Origin of the sequence: Prochlorococcus marinus CUG1417 (assembly GCF_017695975.1) — a bacterium.
Classification (GTDB): Bacteria; Cyanobacteriota; Cyanobacteriia; order PCC-6307; family Cyanobiaceae; genus Prochlorococcus_A; species Prochlorococcus_A marinus_AG.
In genome coordinates this window covers 452,078-471,085 of sequence record NZ_JAAORN010000001.1, presented here as the reverse complement: position 1 = coordinate 471,085, position 19,008 = coordinate 452,078, and the positions used below count along the sequence as shown (strand labels likewise).

General features: G+C 32.0%; 23 protein-coding genes and 2 tRNA genes. 13 read left to right on the top strand and 12 right to left on the bottom strand.

Features of this window, described 5'->3' with window-relative positions; all coding sequences use genetic code 11:
- Nucleotides 1–52: 52 nt before the first annotated feature.
- Nucleotides 53–1,009 carry a hydroxymethylbilane synthase gene (gene hemC, locus HA140_RS02670; protein ID WP_209039610.1) on the top strand — a complete coding sequence of 319 codons (957 nt, stop codon included), beginning with the start codon at nucleotides 53–55 and terminating at the stop codon, nucleotides 1,007–1,009.
- Here the strand turns inward: hemC and HA140_RS02665 are convergent, their stop codons facing one another.
- On the bottom strand, nucleotides 1,010–1,597 hold the full coding sequence (locus HA140_RS02665) for an inorganic diphosphatase (protein WP_209039609.1): 588 nt from the start codon (nucleotides 1,595–1,597) through the stop codon (nucleotides 1,010–1,012).
- Nucleotides 1,598–1,660: 63 nt separating this feature from the next.
- Nucleotides 1,661–3,166 (bottom strand): carboxypeptidase M32, encoded by a 1,506-nt coding sequence (locus HA140_RS02660; RefSeq protein WP_209039608.1) that lies wholly within the window; start codon nucleotides 3,164–3,166, stop codon nucleotides 1,661–1,663.
- A 108-nt stretch (nucleotides 3,167–3,274) separates the two neighbouring features.
- On the opposite strand from HA140_RS02660, the gene HA140_RS02655 reads away from it, so the two are divergent.
- Genes HA140_RS02655 through HA140_RS02640 form a run of 4 tightly spaced genes read left to right on the top strand, consistent with a single transcriptional unit; the run spans nucleotide 3,275 to nucleotide 6,767 of the window.
- Entirely contained in the window at nucleotides 3,275–3,760 is a 486-nt protein-coding gene (locus HA140_RS02655; protein ID WP_209039607.1) for a secondary thiamine-phosphate synthase enzyme YjbQ, read from the top strand.
- 13 nt (nucleotides 3,761–3,773) lie between these two features.
- The gene (locus tag HA140_RS02650; protein ID WP_209039606.1) at nucleotides 3,774–4,064 is read left to right on the top strand and encodes a 4a-hydroxytetrahydrobiopterin dehydratase; all 291 of its coding nucleotides are present in this window, start codon (nucleotides 3,774–3,776) and stop codon (nucleotides 4,062–4,064) included.
- 35 nt (nucleotides 4,065–4,099) lie between these two features.
- Entirely contained in the window at nucleotides 4,100–5,200 is a 1,101-nt protein-coding gene (locus HA140_RS02645; RefSeq protein ID WP_209039605.1) for a CobW family GTP-binding protein, read from the top strand.
- 28 nt (nucleotides 5,201–5,228) lie between these two features.
- Nucleotides 5,229–6,767, top strand: coding sequence for an ABC transporter permease (locus HA140_RS02640; protein WP_209039604.1), 1,539 nt, complete (start codon nucleotides 5,229–5,231; stop codon nucleotides 6,765–6,767).
- On the opposite strand, the gene HA140_RS02635 is transcribed toward HA140_RS02640, so the two are convergent.
- The 4 genes from HA140_RS02635 to HA140_RS02620 are packed head-to-tail and all read right to left on the bottom strand — an operon-like array spanning nucleotide 6,764 to nucleotide 9,925.
- Nucleotides 6,764–7,720: a lysylphosphatidylglycerol synthase domain-containing protein gene (locus HA140_RS02635; protein ID WP_209039603.1), complete on the bottom strand. Its 957-nt coding sequence runs from the start codon at nucleotides 7,718–7,720 to the stop codon at nucleotides 6,764–6,766. The genes HA140_RS02640 and HA140_RS02635 overlap by 4 nt on opposite strands.
- A complete protein-coding gene (larC, locus tag HA140_RS02630) occupies nucleotides 7,717–8,949 on the bottom strand; it encodes a nickel pincer cofactor biosynthesis protein LarC (protein WP_209039602.1) in 1,233 nt (410 codons plus the stop codon). The genes HA140_RS02635 and larC overlap by 4 nt, the downstream gene beginning before the upstream one ends.
- A 47-nt stretch (nucleotides 8,950–8,996) precedes the next feature.
- Nucleotides 8,997–9,602: a hypothetical protein gene (locus HA140_RS02625; protein WP_209039601.1), complete on the bottom strand. Its 606-nt coding sequence runs from the start codon at nucleotides 9,600–9,602 to the stop codon at nucleotides 8,997–8,999.
- Nucleotides 9,603–9,628: 26 nt separating this feature from the next.
- Nucleotides 9,629–9,925 carry a hypothetical protein gene (locus HA140_RS02620; RefSeq protein WP_209039600.1) on the bottom strand — a complete coding sequence of 99 codons (297 nt, stop codon included), beginning with the start codon at nucleotides 9,923–9,925 and terminating at the stop codon, nucleotides 9,629–9,631.
- 72 nt (nucleotides 9,926–9,997) lie between these two features.
- On the opposite strand from HA140_RS02620, the gene xth reads away from it, so the two are divergent.
- Both xth and hemL read left to right on the top strand, forming a co-directional pair.
- A complete protein-coding gene (gene xth, locus HA140_RS02615; protein ID WP_209039599.1) occupies nucleotides 9,998–10,843 on the top strand; it encodes an exodeoxyribonuclease III in 846 nt (281 codons plus the stop codon).
- Nucleotides 10,844–11,069: 226 nt separating this feature from the next.
- Nucleotides 11,070–12,371 (top strand): glutamate-1-semialdehyde 2,1-aminomutase, encoded by a 1,302-nt coding sequence (gene hemL, locus HA140_RS02610; RefSeq protein ID WP_209039598.1) that lies wholly within the window; start codon nucleotides 11,070–11,072, stop codon nucleotides 12,369–12,371.
- Between the two features lie 71 nt (nucleotides 12,372–12,442).
- On the opposite strand, the gene HA140_RS02605 is transcribed toward hemL, so the two are convergent.
- From HA140_RS02605 to HA140_RS02585, 5 genes are all read right to left on the bottom strand, one after another.
- Entirely contained in the window at nucleotides 12,443–13,246 is an 804-nt protein-coding gene (locus HA140_RS02605; RefSeq protein ID WP_011817992.1) for a prohibitin family protein, read from the bottom strand.
- Between the two features lie 109 nt (nucleotides 13,247–13,355).
- Nucleotides 13,356–13,565, bottom strand: coding sequence for a hypothetical protein (locus HA140_RS02600; RefSeq protein WP_209039597.1), 210 nt, complete (start codon nucleotides 13,563–13,565; stop codon nucleotides 13,356–13,358).
- Nucleotides 13,566–13,591: 26 nt separating this feature from the next.
- Complete coding sequence (locus tag HA140_RS02595) at nucleotides 13,592–14,089, bottom strand: YajQ family cyclic di-GMP-binding protein (RefSeq protein WP_209039596.1); 498 nt, start codon at nucleotides 14,087–14,089, stop codon at nucleotides 13,592–13,594.
- Between the two features lie 66 nt (nucleotides 14,090–14,155).
- Entirely contained in the window at nucleotides 14,156–14,668 is a 513-nt protein-coding gene (locus HA140_RS02590; RefSeq protein ID WP_209039595.1) for a DNA recombination-mediator protein A, read from the bottom strand.
- A gap of 25 nt (nucleotides 14,669–14,693) precedes the next feature.
- Entirely contained in the window at nucleotides 14,694–15,803 is a 1,110-nt protein-coding gene (locus HA140_RS02585) for a phosphotransacetylase family protein (RefSeq protein ID WP_209039594.1), read from the bottom strand.
- Between the two features lie 157 nt (nucleotides 15,804–15,960).
- Between HA140_RS02585 and HA140_RS02580 the strand changes: the two genes are divergently transcribed.
- On the top strand, nucleotides 15,961–16,680 hold the full coding sequence (locus HA140_RS02580) for an SDR family oxidoreductase (protein WP_209039593.1): 720 nt from the start codon (nucleotides 15,961–15,963) through the stop codon (nucleotides 16,678–16,680).
- Between the two features lie 3 nt (nucleotides 16,681–16,683).
- On the opposite strand, the gene map is transcribed toward HA140_RS02580, so the two are convergent.
- Nucleotides 16,684–17,523 carry a type I methionyl aminopeptidase gene (map, locus tag HA140_RS02575; RefSeq protein ID WP_209039592.1) on the bottom strand — a complete coding sequence of 280 codons (840 nt, stop codon included), beginning with the start codon at nucleotides 17,521–17,523 and terminating at the stop codon, nucleotides 16,684–16,686.
- Between the two features lie 88 nt (nucleotides 17,524–17,611).
- Here map and HA140_RS02570 point away from each other — a divergent pair, with 88 nt between their 5' ends.
- From HA140_RS02570 to HA140_RS02550, 5 genes are all read left to right on the top strand, one after another.
- Nucleotides 17,612–17,920, top strand: a complete 309-nt coding sequence (locus HA140_RS02570; RefSeq protein WP_209039591.1) for a PepSY domain-containing protein — start codon at nucleotides 17,612–17,614, stop codon at nucleotides 17,918–17,920.
- Between the two features lie 32 nt (nucleotides 17,921–17,952).
- The gene (gene rplS / locus HA140_RS02565) at nucleotides 17,953–18,423 is read left to right on the top strand and encodes a 50S ribosomal protein L19 (RefSeq protein WP_245156182.1); all 471 of its coding nucleotides are present in this window, start codon (nucleotides 17,953–17,955) and stop codon (nucleotides 18,421–18,423) included.
- A 53-nt stretch (nucleotides 18,424–18,476) separates the two neighbouring features.
- Nucleotides 18,477–18,549 (top strand) — tRNA-Trp (locus HA140_RS02560).
- Between the two features lie 37 nt (nucleotides 18,550–18,586).
- Entirely contained in the window at nucleotides 18,587–18,781 is a 195-nt protein-coding gene (locus HA140_RS02555; RefSeq protein WP_002807701.1) for a hypothetical protein, read from the top strand.
- 148 nt (nucleotides 18,782–18,929) lie between these two features.
- A tRNA-Asp gene (locus tag HA140_RS02550) sits at nucleotides 18,930–19,003 on the top strand.
- Nucleotides 19,004–19,008: the final 5 nt, after the last annotated feature.

Here is a 19,008-nt window from a genome sequence, read left to right as displayed (position 1 = left end):
TAGCTTAAAATAATTTCGACTTAATTTTAATCTAAACTCAATATAATATTTAATGACCAACTTTAAACTGAAAATAGCTAGCAGAAGAAGTAAACTAGCCATGGTTCAAACTTTATGGGTTAAAGATCAACTAGAAAGGAATATTCCCAATTTAGAGGTATCTATAGAAGCTATGGCAACTCAGGGTGACAAAATCCTTGATGTAGCCTTAGCAAAAATAGGCGACAAAGGCTTATTTACAAAAGAACTTGAAGCACAAATGCTAGTAGGCCATGCTGATATAGCAGTACATTCTCTTAAAGATTTACCAACCAATTTACCTAATGGCCTTAAATTAGGATGCATCACAAAAAGGGAAGATCCAGCGGATGCTTTAGTAGTAAGCAAAAAAAATGACTGTTATAAATTAGAAACCTTACCTGAAGGTTCTATTGTAGGAACAAGTTCTCTAAGAAGACTTGCACAATTAAGATATAAGTACCCTCATCTTGTTTTCAAAGATATCAGGGGAAATGTTATTACAAGAATTGAAAAATTAGATGCCGGAGAATTTGATTGTATAATTCTTGCGGCCGCTGGTTTAAAGAGATTAGGCTTTGAATCAAGAATTCACCAGATTATACCAAGTGAAATTTCCCTTCATGCAGTTGGCCAAGGAGCTTTAGGTATTGAATGTAAATCTGATGATAAAAAAGTTTTAGAAATTATAAATGTCCTAGAAGATAAACCCACTAGTCAAAGATGTCTGGCAGAAAGGGCTTTTTTAAGAGAACTTGAAGGTGGATGCCAAGTCCCAATAGGTGTTAATAGTAATATTGATAATGAACAACTTTACCTTACAGGTATGGTGGCCTCTCTTGATGGAGAAAGGCTTATAAAAGATCAAGTTATTGGTAATATTAATAACCCTGAATTGGTAGGGGCAGAACTAGCAAAAAAACTAAAGCTCCAAGGTGCCGACAAAATACTTAGTGAAATATTTGAAGAATTTAGAGAAAACAAAAATTAGTTAATTAACTAATTTAGGATCAATTTCTTTTTTGTATCTTTCTTCACAATCTTTAATCACTTTAACAGCTTCTTCTATTCCAAAAAAACCATTTACAGTACATGTTCCTGGTTTTTTTAGATCTTTGTAGTGCTCCCAATAATACTTTGTTTCTTTCAACCAGTGCTCTCCAAGGTCTTCATAACTTGTGATATGGTCCATTCTTTTATCGTCTGCGAGAACAGCTATTACCTTATCATCGACCTCCCCACCGTCATCAAATTTCATCACCCCAATAATCCTTGCCTCCACAATAGATCCTGGTATCAGTGGCTCAGCTACACTAACAATTTCGACATCGAGTGGATCTCCATCTTCATCCCATGTCCTTGGTATACATCCATAAGCAAAAGGATAAGCGAGTGAAGAATAACCTACCCTATCCAGTTTAAGATGGCCCGTTTCTGTAATTAATTCATATTTATTAATGGTATTAGAGTTCAACTCAACAATAGTGTTTATTATTGTATTTGAGCTATCAGTGAAAGCGTTTAGTATGTGCAATAAATTTGGTGTAACCCTGCTTGGGGGTTGATTAAGGTTTGCCATCAAGAAATAATTTTTATTTATCTTACATCCTCACACTCAACCAAATTCTTTAAAAGTAATGTTTCAGCAAAAATCATTTATTTTTGACTTTAAATGATTAATAAAATAGTTTGGCGTTAGTTCTTCATTAGTTACAGCTCTTACTAACTCCATAGAATTAACTGATCTGCCATATTTATGAACATTGTTTCTTAACCAAAATATGATTTTTTGATATTCACCATTTTGGATTAAATCATCTGTCGAACCAATGTCTCTTTCCATTTGAGAAGATATTTGAGCACTTATAAGATGACCTAACAAATATGAAGGGAAATATCCAAACGCACCTTCACTCCAATGTACATCTTGAAGGCAACCTTCTGAATCATTAGATGGTTTTATTCCTAAAAGTTCACCATATCTTTTATTCCATGCCTCTGGAATATCTTCAGCGGGTAACCCTCCCTCAATTAAATCTATTTCAAGTTCCGTTCTAACTAGAATGTGTAAACCATAAGTCAATTCATCTGCCTCAACCCTATTTAATCCTGCTTCTAAATGATTAATAGATTTCCATAGTTCAAAATAATTATTTAATGTACATCCAGCTGAAACAAATTTTTTAAAAAATCTTTTCGAAAAAGATTTTGATTTAACTATTCTATTTTCCCAAAATAATGATTGACTTTCATGTATACCCATTGAAGTTGCTTGACCTAAAGGCCAAGCAAACCATTGATGACTTTGTGATGGCAGACCTTGCTCATAAATTGAATGCCCCCACTCATGTGCAGTTGCTAAAAAACTTGATAATGGTTCGCCTTCAACGATTCTTGTCGTAATCCTATAATCATTCGGCCCTAATGTTATCGAAAAAGGATGGGGAGATTTGCCAACCACAACTAGATCTTTATCTCTCCCAAACTCATCAAGTAATTTTGAACATAAAATCTGTTGAGATGCTGGACTTAAATCCCAATGATATTTCTTTGACTTGCTTATTCCTTTAATCAATTCTGGGAGAGTATCTTTCAAAGGCTGAAACATTTTATTCAACCACTTTAAAGTTATTTCAGGCTCAAAGGGTTGGGCTAGAGTCTCCCATGGTAAATATTGATCTGATATTTGTTTCGCCTCTTCAATCCGTAATTTGACAAGTTCTTCAAAAAATGGGAGAAAAACTTTAAAATCTGATTTTTTCTTAGCTTCTTGCCAACTTTCATATCCTTTAGATTTTGCCTTTGCTAAAGACTCAACCAACTTAGGATCTAAATTCTTCGCTCTATTAAATTCCTTAATTAAAAGATTAATGTTTCTTTCTTTATCTTTAATGAAGAGTTGATTATTAGAATTTTGTTCAGTATCTAATAATTCATTTTTAGCAGATTGTATTAAATTATAAAATTCTTCAGAAGAATTTCTCCTGTGCAAGATTTTGGCAATATATGTAAGTTGTTCAGACCTCCAAGAGGCTCCTTTCTTGGGCATTCCAGTATTCTGATCCCAATAAAGCGTATTTTGGATTGAGCCTAATATTTGAGTTTCTTTAAGATAAGCACCCAGCTTATTCCATTGAATTTCGGCCAAAAATTTTTTATATAGATTAAATTTATTTTAAGATAAAAATTCTGATGTTTGCATAAAACATACATTTTTAATCCATAATAGAATATCAATTAATTGAGTTTTATTTATATGGAACAAATATTTTCAAAATTAGAATTTATAACTAATGGTGAGGGTTTTATTGACATAACAAATGATTTGAATTTATTTATTGAAAAAAATAATTTTGATTCAGGAATTTTAAATTTAACTTCACTTCACACCAGTTGCAGCTTAACTATTAATGAGAATGCTGATCCAAACGTACTAAAAGACTTAAAAAAATATATACAATCTATAGTCCCATATAATTCCTACTTAACTTTATCAAAAAATAGAGAAGAAATTTCTTATAAACATTATCAGGAAGGTGCTGACGATATGCCAGCTCATATTAAAACATCTTTAACCAACACTTGTTTATCCTTAAGTTTTCTGGACAGCAATATTATGCTTGGCACATGGCAAGCAGTTTATTTATGGGAACATAGATTTGATCAAAAAGAAAGGGTTTTAAATGTACATATAATTGGTGAGAAAAGACAGAATATTTATAATGTAACTAATAAGAACTAATATTAATCACTTTATGAAACCTTACCTTTTGCAAGATGAAGAATTGAAGGAATTAATTGTCAAAATACCAGGCTGGGAAATTAACGATGATCAAATACAAAGAGAATTTAAATTTTTTAATTTTATTGAAGCCTTCTCATTTATGACTAAAGTTGCTTTAATCTGCGAAAAATACAACCATCATCCTAACTGGGAAAACGTTTATTCAAGAGTAATAATTAGATTAAGTACACATGATTTGGGGGGCATAACAAATCTCGATCAAACATTAGCTTCAGAAATAAATAAAATTTTCGATCAATAAAATTACAAATTCATTCATTTAAAAAATTCGTCAAAATGTCTAAAAAGTTATTACCTGTTACGATTATCAGTGGATTTTTAGGTTCTGGCAAAACTACGCTTTTAAATCATATTTTAAAAAATCAAGTTGGTCTTAAAACAGCTGTTTTGGTTAATGAATTTGGAGAGATAGGAATAGATAATGACTTAATAATAGAAGGCTCAGAAGATATGATCGAATTAAATAATGGTTGTATATGTTGCTCTATTAATGGTGAGTTATTAAATACAGTATCCAAAGTTTTAGAAAGATCTGAAAAAATAGACTATTTGATAGTCGAGACTACTGGCTTAGCTGATCCATTACCAGTAGCCATGACTTTTGCCGCTGGAGATCTTCGGGAAAAAGTAAGATTAGATTCAATCATCACTGTCATTGATGGAGAAAATTTTGATTTTGAAATTAATAATACAAGTGTCGCCTATTCCCAGATTTTATACGGAGATATCCTGCTTCTTAATAAATGTGATTTAGTCAACGAAAAACAATTAAAAAAAGTCGAAAAATTTATTAATAAAATAAAAAAAGAACCAAGGATTTTGAGATCAACCAATAGTGAAGTTGGGTTACAAACAATCATGAGTGTAGGACTATTTGAAACAGATAGCTTTAAATTCGATAACGATAAAGAAGGCAATTCACACGATCACTCTTCTCATTCACACGATCACTCTTCTCATTCACACGATCACTCTTCTCATTCGCATAATCACTCTTCTCATTCACACGATCACTCTTCTCATTCGCATAATCACTCTTCTCATTCACACGATCACTCTTCTCATTCGCACGATTTGATCAATAATATAGAGGGCTTTACATCAGTTTCTTATGAGACATTTGAACCATTTTCCTTAAGGAAGTTTCAATATTTCTTAGATAATCAAATCTCACAAAATGTATTTAGGGCGAAAGGAATATTATGGTTTATGGAAAGTGAACGAAAACACATTTTTCACCTATCTGGAAAACGATTTTCTCTAGATGATGAAGAATGGACAAAAGAAAAATCTAACAAGATAGTATTAATTGGGAAAGACTTAGATCATCAAACTATTAAGAAGCAACTCTCATCATGTAGATTTAGTACAGATTAGAGTATACATATTAGGGTTTAATTAATCTTTGAAAATACTTATTAAGGGATTTAAAAAAGCAGTAAACGAATTAAAACTTCTTTATGCAATCTCGTTTATTCTTTCAATAGTAGTAATCATTCCAATATGCAATTTTCTTCTTGAGGGAATTCAATATGTTTTAAGTGGAGATTTTTCATTAGGTATTGCTGGAGGAGAAGAGGTAATTGGTACTTTAAAAGTATTAGCGCTGACAAGTTTATTTGGAGGAGGCTTGGGAACCTTGAACGGATGGTTACTTTCAAATTGCGATTTTAAGTACAGAAAAATTCTTCGTATTTTTCAGCTAGTTCCACTAGCTGCCCCAGCATATCTAATAACAGCTATTTTGCAGGATTTAGGAAGTATTTTTGGGTATCAAATAACTGGTTTATGGTGGGGGGTGTTAATACTATCGATTTCTACATATCCATATGTATTCATTCTTGCAAATGAAAGTTTTAATAAATTTGGTGTTAATCAAATAAATGCAAGTAGAGGATTAGGAGTTGGCCCTTGGAGGAGCTTCTTCAAAATAGCTTTCCCAATGGCAATGCCAGCACTAATAACGGGAATAAGTTTAATGTGTATGGAAGTAATGAATGAGTTAGGTACGTTTGCATTATTAAATATTCCAAGTATTTCTACAGGCATAGCGGAAAATTGGATAATTGAAGGTAATCCAAAAAATGCTATAGGATTATCTTTAGTGGCCTTGTCAATAATTTTCACTTTAATTATTTTTGAAAAGTTCTCGAGAAGAAAATCAAAGAGGTGGAGTGAGAATCCCGCATCAAAAGATTCTCAAGGATGGAAATTAAAAAAAACTAGAGCTTTTCTAGCAATAACCATATCCTTATTCCCTCCAATTTTCTCTTTTGGAATTCCTTTTTTTTGGGTTCTGCTAAATATCGATCAAATTCACAAAGGGTTATCTTTAGAATTATTAAACCTATCATTTAGGACTATTAGTCTAGGACTTTTTACAGCATTAATAACAATGCTATTTTCGTCGATAATTTCCTTGGCTAGACGTCCAAATAAAAACTTATTGCTTGAAATAATAACAAACCTTGCGGGGATAGGTTATGCAATACCTGGGACAGTCTTAGCTTTATCTTTAATAAGCGTTTCTTCTTCAAAATTAAACTTCATTGCTATTTGCTTACTAATTTGGGGTTATCTTGTCAGATTCCTTACCATTTCTAAGGGTTCTATTGATTCAAGTCTTGAGCGGATTTCACCTAGTCTAGATGAAGCTGCACTTGGGTTAGGAGAGAATTGGCTTGGAATCATCAAAAAAATTCATCTGCCTTTGCTCCAAGGTCCAATCTTTGTAGGATCACTTTTAGTTTTTGTAGATACGATAAAAGAATTGCCCATTACATTTATTTTAAGACCATTCGATTTCGATACATTATCTGTACGAATATATCAATATGCTGGAGATGAAAGAATGGTAGAAGCAATATTACCAGCTATTTTTATCATGACTCTAGGTCTTATTGCATCAATTACGTTGATACCAAGTTTAGAGAAAAAAAACTAAATTCTTTTAAAAAGTTTTCTAATTAAAAAAGGGCAGCTTAACAACAAATCTGCCGATGTAGATATAACTCTAAAATAAATTAAGCTAACAAGAATTGCATTCTGTGGGATATTTATGCCAACAAGAAAAAGGAGGCAGGCTTCAAAAACACCAAGTCCTCCTGGAGCTGTTGGAACTACCAATCCTAAAGACCATGATAAAGAAAAAATTACTAATAAAAATATGATATCCAAAGTATTACTTGGATAAAAAGTATTTAAGCAAAAATAAAACCCAATAAATTTAGATAAAACAAAACCAATTTCAAAGAATAAAGCTCTAGTAGGGAAAAAAGAAATTATATTTATTCTCTCTTCAAATTGGTCATTTAAATTTTGAAGTCTCAGAACATCAAATACTTTCCCCTTAAGAGACCCTAATCTTTTTAATATAAAATAAATTAATTTCCTATTTAAGAATACTAAAGGAAAAATCAAAAAAAAATAAAGTGGTGAAAAAATTAATCCCAGAGATGCCAAGAGAAAAGATCCACTCAACATAAAATAAGGTTCTATAAGTGTGGAATACAAAGCAATCTTTGGATTACTAATTTTTTTTATAAAATTAAATCTTTCAACAAAATGCCAAATACCTCCTGGAACGTATTTAAGAATATTGGTTAAGACATAAAAAGAGACTAGATTATTACTTTTAAATTCTTTCCCAAACCATTTAACTATATATTTCCATGCATAAGCATTCAGATAAATACTTAAAACACAAAATAAAAATGATAAAAATAAATTAATTCCATTTGTTTCTAAATTAATATCAAAAGAAATTTGATCAATATTATAAAAAAAATAGACGCAAAAATATAACAAGCTTGAAATAAAGAAAGTACTCTTTAAAACTCCAAATTTAAATTTTTTTAGAAATTTCCAATATGATTGATTTCTTAAATTGAATCTCATTTCCAGTTTTCAAATGCTTTAAATTTTTTACTGGAATCCTTTATTATTTTTCTTATTTCTTCGGTTGATATTTTATGCTCTAGTGCCAATCTTAAAACTTCGTCATTTTCAGGCTTCATAGTTATTGATCCATCTGGTTTCAAAGTCTGTTTAAATTTTATATTTCCAAAAGTCGTGGGGCATTCTCCTCTGCGTCTAAGTAATATCCACCTAGATTGGGTCCTTTCACGAACACCAATAGTATTGGAATAATCAAACCATAATCGCCTAAAAAATTCTTTTTTCTCTATGGGCAAGATTGCTTGAATAGAAAATCCAATTCTATTTTTCTTCATATTAATAGCTTGATAGGAAACGTCGTAAGCTCCCTCAACTTTGAGTTTCTCTACAAAATTCGATATATCTTCAGGTGTTTGGTCATCAATCCATGCTTCTTGAATAGATATCTCTTCACACTTTGGACTAATTTGTTCATTATCGTTAATAAAAGAATCCTCAAATGAAGTAATTTTATAAACTCTTACCAAATTAGGGAATGTGAATTTCAGGTTCCCAATTCCTACTCCATAAGAGTTAATCGAATATTTTGTGGGAGGTTCTAGATAGTTGACTAAATTAGCAAGTAGAGCAATGCCAGTTGGAGTTGAGAGTTCGCCCTCTATTGAGTCACGACTGGATAAAACCTTAATGTTTTTTTGTCTTATTAGCTCTATTACAGCAGGAGGTGGTACAGATAATTTTCCATGTTCAGTTTGAACAAAACCTTTCCCCAACGTAGGTTCATTACAATAAACCTTATTTGGTTTTAAGTAATTCAAGGCAGCACATACTCCGATAATATCCACCAATGAATCTATAGCTCCAATTTCATGAAAATGAACATCCTCAGATTTGATGCCATGAACCTTCCCTTCTGCAATTGCTAAGGATTCAAATACTTTATAAATTATTTCCTTTAATTTATCTTCTAAGTTCCCATTTGAAATAAGTTCTTTAATACTGCCCCAAGTTCTTTTGACAGGATTGCAATCAATATTCTCAACCTTTACCTTGACACCTCGTATAGAACAACTTTTTGATTCTTTAAAGTCTAAATGATATAGATCCCTCAATCCAAGCTCATTTAGTGGTTTTTCAATGACTTTTTTAGGTACACCTAAATCATAAAAAGCCCCTAACAACATATCTCCAGAGATGCCTGGAGAACATTCAATTAAAACATCTTCCATAAATCTAAGATTGCTTGATTGGTAAAATTACGATAAAAATCAATCTTTTATTCTATTTTTTTTTCAGAAAAATTTTTTTCAATAACTTCGTACCTGATTAATTTCAAAGCATTTTTATCTCTGATGATATCTAAACTCACAAAACTATTAAGAAGTTCAAGAGAAAGCTCTCCTCTAATAACTAATTTAAAATTTTTATTTTTTAAATTCTTTAACTTTGAAGCAGAGCAAACTTTAATAACAATTTCTTTTTTTTGAGTATTTACAAAAACTAATTCTCCTCTAACAGAAAAATAATTATCTTTTAAATCTAATTCTTCTAATAATTTTGAGAAGTTAGTTTTTGGAGAATCATTTGGGAAATCATTTAGTTGATAAGGATGCCAGATACCCGCAACCTGTAAATGTAAGTTTTGAGTATTTTTATTCTTAGGATAAACAATCCAATAATAATTTTTCTTTAAATCAATATGCTTTTTTAAGAGTGATAATGCTTTACCTAAAACTACTGTTTCAATTTTTTCGCCTTCATCATCAATTAAGAGGCCTCTATTTAATTGCTCAATATCATGGGGGATAAATTTTCCATTGACAATGCCTATTGCTCTGTACTGCAATTGATTAGTAACTTGTGGGATAGGATTTTTCAGCATATTAAAAATTTGAAATAACAATTTATCTAATTAAGTTTCTTATTTTCCTCCAAACCATTAAAAGACTTTAATGCATCGTCAATAGCATCAGAAGGATTTGTCGCATCATTCATACTAACTTGTCTTCTAATTATTTCCATAATTTCAAATGGATTGCTTGGAATACCTGAACTATTCTCATTTGTTTTAGTTGAACTATCGATTTCTAATTCTTCAAATAAATATTCAGCACTTATTAAATCACCTCTTAAGGAGACTAAAGAAATAAAAAAAATTACTAAAGTAAAAGACTTAGAAAAGTTTTTGCAAAAGTAATTTTTCATTTTATTTAATTTCAAAGAATATTTAATGTGAAAAGTTTTTGCTAATTTAATCTTACATAACTTGGTAGACAATTGTTAATAGCGACTTGGAATGTTAACTCTATCAGATCCAGACTTTCACAAATAATAGATTGGATGAATCAAGTCAATCCTGATGTTCTATGTTTACAGGAAACAAAAGTGATGGATGATAGTTTCCCAATTGAACCCTTTGAAAAATTAGGCTACTCAGTGGAGGTTTACGGGCAAAAATCATATAATGGTGTTGCTATTATTTCTAAAATAAAATTAGAAAATGTTAAAAAAGGATTCTACGGCTGTATCGAATCTGATCAAAACATCGAAATTTTCCTTGAACAAAAAAGATTGATTTCTGCTGATATTAATGGAATTAAGATCATAAATGTCTATGTACCAAATGGATCTTCTCTTGAATCTAATAAGTTCGAATACAAAATTAATTGGTTAAATTGTTTAGCTTCTTTTTTAGATGAGCAAGAAAAAAAAGAAGAATTAATTTGTCTTATGGGCGATTTTAATGTAGCTCCTTCTAAGTTGGATATTCATGATCCAAATAAATATGAAGGAGGCATAATGGCGTCTGAGATAGAGAGAAATGCACTAAATAATGTTCTGAAAGAGAGATTAATAGATTCATTTAGGATTTTTGAAAAAAACACTGGTCATTGGAGTTGGTGGGATTACCGTAATAACGCATATGAATTAAACAAAGGTTGGAGAATAGACCATATCTATATCAGCAAAGAGCTGTCATCAAAACTTAAAAGTTGTGTCATAGACAGCTCACCTAGAGGGAATTTACGTCCAAGTGATCATGCCCCAGTAATGATTGATCTTAACTTGAACGACATAAATGTAGATTTTTTTGATGATGAGGATGATTTTTTAGAAATATAAATAATGAAAATTAAATTACTTTAATTCCTGAAAACGCTTATTAATAAAGAGTTATCTAAGAAACTTTGATTTTCTATCATGATTTCCTAAAAATTAATAATTTACAATCCAGACTATCGCAATAAAAATATCATAATGTAGAATTTCAATCTGATTGACAAATTTTTTACTTATTTCTAATTTAGAACATGACAAGATTTTTCTCAAAGTATCATCTAGTTAAATTGTGACTGACATATTAAATTACACCAAATCTAAAGAAATTTTCTCTGCCGCCCAAGAATTAATGCCTGGAGGGGTTAGCTCTCCTGTAAGGGCTTTTAAATCTGTAGGAAGTCAGCCAATTGTTTTTGATAGAGTAAAAGGGCCCTATGCTTGGGATATTGATGGAAATAGATATATTGATTATATAGGGAGTTGGGGGCCAGCTATATGTGGACATGCCCATCCTGAAGTTACAACAGCACTACAAGAAGCAATTGAAAAAGGGACTAGCTTTGGAGCTCCATGCGTTTTAGAGAATATACTTGCTGAAATGGTAATAGATGCAGTCCCATCTGTAGAAATGGTTAGATTTGTTAATAGTGGAACGGAAGCCTGTATGGCTGTTTTGAGGCTTATGAGAGCATTTACTGGAAGAGATAAAGTTATTAAATTTGACGGTTGCTACCACGGTCATGCTGATATGTTTTTGGTGAAAGCCGGATCAGGTGTGGCCACTTTAGGTTTACCAGATTCTCCAGGAGTTCCAAGAACAACAACAGCCAATACTCTTACTGCTCCCTACAATGATCTTGAAGCTGTAAAAAAATTATTTTCTGAAAATCCTGATGCAATTTCGGGAGTGATTCTTGAGCCTATTGTTGGTAATGCTGGTTTTATTACTCCAGAACCTGGATTCTTGGAAGGATTAAGAGAATTAACTACTGAAAATGGATCCTTATTAGTTTTTGACGAAGTAATGACCGGATTCAGAATAAGTTATGGAGGAGCTCAAGAGAAATTTGGGGTAACTCCTGATTTAACTACACTTGGGAAAGTAATTGGGGGAGGCCTACCTGTTGGAGCTTATGGAGGCAAGAAAGAAATAATGTCAATGATAGCGCCATCAGGACCCGTCTACCAGGCAGGTACTTTAAGCGGAAACCCACTTGCAATGACTGCTGGAATAAAAACTCTTGAACTTCTTAAACAAGAAGGTACTTACGATAAACTAGATTCAACAACTTCTAGATTGATTGAAGGTATAATTCAGTCTGCGGAAAATAATGGTATCGCCATCAACGGTGGAAGTGTAAGTGCTATGTTTGGATTTTTCTTATGTGATGGACCAGTAAGGAATTTCGATGAAGCAAAAACTAATAATACTGAACTGTTTGGCAAGTTGCATAGAGAGATGCTTCAACGAGGTATTTACCTAGCACCTAGTCCTTTTGAAGCTGGTTTCACGTCACTAGCTCATAGCGAAGAAGAAATTGATAAAACTATCGAAGCTTTTGATCAATCATTTAATGCAATTAAAGGTTAATCGTTTACTTATCCCAAGTTTAAGAAGAATAAGTAAATGCCTGACTAGAATTGAAAATTTGTTTTATGTAATTATCTTCTACCACCAACTATTACTGGAGGAGAACCTCCTTCTGAACCAGGCAGACCAGGAACAACTTGCGTACTACCATCCCATTTGTCGAGAAATAATTTAAAAAGTACCTGATCGTCTAAGCTTCTATTCAATGTCTCATATCTAAGAGCTTCTTGCTCCGCAATTTCAACTTCCGTCTTTGCTCTCAGTAATTGTTGACCAGCTATTTGCTTTTGTTCAATGGCCGCTCTATATTCTTCAGCAATCTCTAGTCCAGTAAGATCTAAACTTTTTACATCTACATAATCGAATGAATTTAGTTCTTGTGCAACGGTATCTCCTACTTTTTCAGAAATTACTGCAAATTCAGTAGCAATTGTTTCTAACTCATATTGAGAAAAAACTGATTTTAGAGCTTTTAGTAAAGATGGCTGAACAATTTTTTGATAAACATCGCTATTTCTACTTGCAATTGTTGCGAAGATCCTTCCTGCTTCGTTAGGTTTTACTGAATACTTAACAGTAGCTGTAGCCCTAATAACTTGAAGATCTTTAGTTAAAGTTTCAAATTTTTCGGGTTGAACTTGAGTTTTTATATCAAATGGATATACAGACTGAATGAATGGGAGTTTGAAGTTTAAACCAGCTCTCCTAGAGGGGCCACTAACTTTGCCTAAGGTTGTAACAACTGCAACTTGTCCAGACGGAACAACAAAGAGAGACTGCGTGAGCAAAAGAAAGCCAGTAAAAGACAATACAATTAATAATGTTGCTGTACCACCTGGGCCTGTTGGCGTGACATTTTTAAAGGATGTTGACATTAAATTTTTTCTTTTAGTTAATCATATTTAAATAGATTAATTAGTGCATTAATAAGGCATTTAATTAAAATATTTTTTTAATAATTGTAAATAGAAATATAAATATTTTTTAATGGATATTTGATTTAAATTCTTTCAAAAGTTCTAAATAAAGGTCCTCATCTATCTCCCTAATGTCATATTCTGAAGGTAAGACACCATGCTTATGCTCATGTACTGCCATCCAACAAAATTTCTCTATTTCTTCTTTAGAAAATCGAGGGTATTTTTTTACTTTCTTAATCAATGATTTAATGAGAGATTCTGAATGATCTGCCATATTTTAAAATAATCTCTCTAAAGATTTTATCTAAAGTTATTAGCTTTTAGAGGAATGTTCAAAGACTCTTCTAACTCACTAAGAAGCTTTATTGCTAATTGAAGGTCATTCTTGCTCTTACTGGCAACTCTGAGGGTTTCACCGTTGATGTTGACATTAATTTTTTTTATTTGATCTCTAATATTTTTACTGATTTTTTTTGCAATTTCTTGTTTTATTCCATGTTTTAATAAAATTGACTGTTTTACCTTATTACCACTAACCATTTCAATTTCGCCATAATCAAATATTTTTAAAGATAAGTTTCTTTTTGTAGCCTTTTGTCTAATTATGTCATTAACAGCATTTAAGGTAAGTTCGCTATTTGTAATTATAAAAATATTTTCTTCATCTAAATCAACTGAAGTGTCTGTGCCCTTCAGATCATAACGCTGAGAAATTTCCCTTTTTACTTGATCCAAAGTATTGACTAATTCCTGTCTATCAAACTCAGAAACAACATCGAATGAAAAACTTTCTGCCATCGTAAATTATTAAAAGCTAAATACTATTATCATAAGCCATCTTTTAATAGGAAGAAAATGGATTATTTAATCAAAAAATAACAAACTAACCACTTTCCCCATTTCTTCAGCGCATCTACAACTATTTAGCAAAGTTTCACTATCGTGAAAAGCAAAGCATATTAATTGATCACACCTAGTAATAATTTCTTGATTACAAAGACTACTTGCAAGTGGCAAAGGCAATTCATCATTTTCGCTTTTTTCAACCAAATGCATAACCCTTTCAAGTTGATCTTTTATTTCGGGTATTTGTCTATCAAGACTTTGTGGTAATAAAACAGTTAATAATGATGGATCAATATCTAAGACAGCTCGAATAACAGCTGAATTGACACCTTGGGATCCAGAAGTCAGGATATTATGTCCTTCCTCTGCTAACGACCTTGCTATCAACTCAATTAAGTGTATATCGACAACCGGTACATGCCTACTTCCTAAAAAAGCAATTCTCCTTTTTCCATTGTCTTGGAGTTTTGCAAGTTCTTGAGCTAAGGCATCAACGCCTTCAGCTGAAGGTAGATCTAAAGAGCGACTCAAAATAATAAAGTTCCTATATTTGAAATTAGCATTTATCTGAAAAATTGCAGGGAAAATCTATCTTTTCGAGAATTCTTTTTAGATTTACATGCTCTTGAACTAATTGAATAGCATAAGAAGCCTTTATAGATTCATGTATCCTGACATGACCAAAAGCTTGTTCAATAATTTCTACTGAAGAAAGAGTATCTAATTCAACCTTTAAAATTGGCACCTCCAATTCCTCTGCTCTATGAATCAATTGTGACAAAGGGTCTCCTAAACCAGTTAAAATTAGGCATTGAGTCGAAGCCTCCAAAGCAGCAAGTTGTATATCAGTTCTATCAGCTCCAGTAACTACAGCCATATTTCGTCTTCTTCTGAAAAATTCCATTGCAGAATTCACTCCCATCGCACCAATACTTAATGTTTCGACAAGTAATTGATCTTTTTCGGGGCAACAAATTACTTGGGCATCTAGTCTTCTTACAAGCTCACCGACGGTGACACTTCGAAGAAGTGGTGATTTAGGCATCACCCCAAACACTTCAATATCAAGATTTTTAAGGGAAGGTATTATTTCATTTTTCACTTTTTCTACTTCTTGCGGCAAAACTCCGTTCAATACAACTCCAGCCAGTTTCTCACCTAATTGTTTTTTCGCATCAAGTAATGCATCCACACTTTTACAATCTTCCCATAAATTCACAATTAAAACATTCGCATCTAAATCCTTTGCTAATTGTGGGAGACTTAATCCATAAATCATACCTTCATGAAGACTTCCAGCTGCCTCTAAAATATTTAGACCTTCAAAATCATCATTAACCAATCCTTCAATCTGATCAAAACCTTTGCCTGGGAGTAAGTCTTTATTGAAGATTCTTTTTTCAGCTGATATATTATCCAACAATCCTACTGAAGAAATTAAATTCTCCTCTTCGATATTTAATGTAGATCCAATAAACTTAACATCATCATCTATTAATCCTTCATAAGACATTGAAGGAAGATTTGTAAGTTCAATACATGTTGCTAGCGGTTTTCCTATTCTTACTTTTTTTTTCTTTTGTAAAAGTTTTTTCGCTATCCCAAGAACCATTGCAGACTTACCACTAAATGGCTCACATGAACCAATTAATAATATATCGCTCATAAATTTAGTAAAATTATTTATTGATAGGTTTAAGATAATATTTTTTTCAGCACTAAACAAATATTTATTTATGAGTTCTAATCAAATAAGAAAATAATTACTCTTTTTTTTGGTAAATTTATTTTAATTCTTTGGTATCTCATAAAAATCAAGCAAAATGATAAATTCAACAAAAAACGAAAAGACTATAGGTATAACTGGAGCCTCAGGTGCGTTAGGAAAAGAATTAACAAAGTTGTTTCGTCAAAAAGGATATAAAGTGATTGGATTTACTCATAGTAAAACTAATTATAAAATAAATCTTGAATCTCCAAATGAATGGATTAAATGGGAGTGTGGGAAGGAGTCTTCATTAAAAAAACAATTAGAAAAAATAGACATTTTAATTTTGAATCATGGTATCTATGATTTGAGTAGAGAAAATTCCAATTATGAAAACTCAATAGAAATAAATGCATTAAGCAAATTCAAATTTTTAAATTTGTTTGAAGATATTGCTCTAACCAATGATTCACTTATAAGAAAAGAGATTTGGATAAACACATCAGAGGCAGAAATATTGCCAGCCCTAAATCCTTCATATGAGATTAGTAAATCCCTTATTGGTAAATTAGTTTCTTTCAAAAAAAATCTTCTGGGAAAAAATACAAAGAAAAAATTAATAATTAAAAAAATAATCTTAGGTCCCTTTAAATCGGAACTAAATCCTATCGGAATTATGAGTCCAAAATTTGTGTCTAAGAAAATTATTGAATTAGCTAATTCAAAAAATTATTTAATAATAATTAGTCCAAACCCTTTAACTTATCTGCTTTTCCCTCTGAAAGAATTTTTTAACTTTTTGTATTGCCAAATTATCTTTAGATACAAATCTTAGTTTCTAGAAATCTCTATCTGTCAAAATTTCAATACCATCTTTTAGAACAACTATTGTATGCTCCCATTGGGCTGATAATTTTCCATCTTTAGTTATTACAGTCCATTTATCATTTAATGTTTTACAAAATTTAGTCCCCTCGTTAACAATTGGTTCCACAGCTAATGTCATTCCTTCTCGCAAGACTACGTTAGGCAATTCTTTAGTCCGAAAATTAAATACTGAGGGTTCTTCGTGAAGATTTCTTCCCACTCCATGGCCTGTGTAATCTTCAACAACGCTAAACCCATTTTTTATAACGACATCTTCAATTTCCCCAGCCACATCAAGAAGTGTATTCCCTGCCTTAATTTTCGAAAGCCCCGCATACAAGGCTTTAAATGCTACATCGCTAAGATTTTGAGCCTTTGAACTAACTTCTCCTACACAAATTGATATACAACTATCGCCGTGGAAGCCATTTAAATAGGCCCCAGTATCAATTTTTACTAGATCACCATTTTTAATTATTTTATTTTTACTTGGAATTCCATGAACAACCTCATTATTAATACTTGAACAAATACTAGAAGGGAAACCATGGTAGCCTTTAAAACTTGGCACAGCTCCAAAACTTCTTATCCTCTTTTCTGCGAAATCATCTAATTCTTGAGTACTCATTCCAGGTTTGATTAAATCTTTTATCTCCCTAAGAACTGTTGCGACTATCCTGCTTGATTTTTTCATCAAATTTATTTCACGCGCAGACTTTATTTCAATCCCTCTTCTCCTCTGAATAAAAGGTACTTGATCATTAGTTTTGGAATTATTTTTATTTAATAAAAGATCTGCGAAATGTTTCATTGGAATAAATAATAGTAATAGTTAAATATCATCAAAATAGCCATTACGGTCTTGGCTATCTTAAATCTATCAACAATGGGTTACAGGAATGAAATTTTTATCTAATTCTAGGCAATTTCATAAAGCTTTGGCGCCTTGGGTTTTTCTTCCATTACTAATATCTTCAATTACCGGTCTTCTTTATAGAATTTCAAAGGATTTATTAGGTTACCCTAGAGAAAAAGTTCATTGGTTAATGTCTCTTCATGAGGGCGAGTGGCTTGGAGATAATGGAGAATTAATATATGTAATATTGAATTCCCTTGGAGTTTTATGGATGCTCATAACGGGATTCCAAATGTTTTCAAAAACAATTTCATTTACCAAAAAGGTTACTAAAGGCGAGTCAAAAGGTTAAGATATAGAACTTGTAGGATAAAAAAGACCAAAATGGCCAAAGAGAAACAAGAGAAGGAATTAGAAACCAGTATTGAAGCTGACGCATCAGTTGATGTAGAAGTTGAACAAAAAGTAGAAAAAATGGTTTCTGAAACTTCGCGAACCTTAAGCGCCTCAAATCTTATTGAGGAATTTGAAAATGCACAATTAAAAAAAGAATTACCTGAAATTTATGTTGGGGACACTGTTAAAGTTGGAGTAAAAATTACAGAAGGTAATAAGGAAAGAGTCCAACCTTATGAAGGTGTTGTCATCGCAAAAAGGCATGGAGGTATTAACCAGACTATTACAGTTAGAAGAATTTTTCAGGGCATTGGTGTTGAAAGAGTATTTATGCTACATAGTCCACAAGTTGCCTCTCTAAAAGTTGAACGTAGAGGTAAAGTAAGAAGAGCTAAGTTATTCTATCTAAGAGATAGAGTAGGAAAAGCTACTCGCGTAAAACAACGCTTTGATCGATAAAGTTGTAAATTAATCAACTTATTGGTCACAAAGACGCTTATAATTACTTAAATGCGTCGTTAGTTCAGTTGGTAGAACGCAGGTCTCCAAAACCTGATGTCGGGGGTTCAAGTCCTCCACGACGCGTTACATCAACATTATGTAAATCATTTTTTTTCATAAGATGGAGTTAGATCTTCAACCTGGGGACGTAGTTAAAGTCCTCGAATCAGCAGCTTTAGGATGGGTTCGTGCGAGAGTCATCAGAGTTAAATCTGGTGGGAGAGTTGTCGTACAAAGTGACCAAGGGAGAGAATTTACCGCTAGAGGCAATCAGGTTAGGTTAATAGAACCTGCTGGTTTTAGGCCTCAAAAATAAATAGTTGTTCATACTAAGTCAGCTTTAAAACTAATTATTTCTGTAAATCCTCAAATTAATAAATTTTTTTTATTACAACACCATAAATTAAGTATTATGATCTGATAATTTTAAGAATGAAGTTCTAAATAAATTTAGAACAAACTCTGGGACCGTAGTTCAACTGGTTAGAGCACCGCCCTGTCACGGCGGAAGTTGCGGGTTCGAATCCCGTCGGTCCCGTTTCT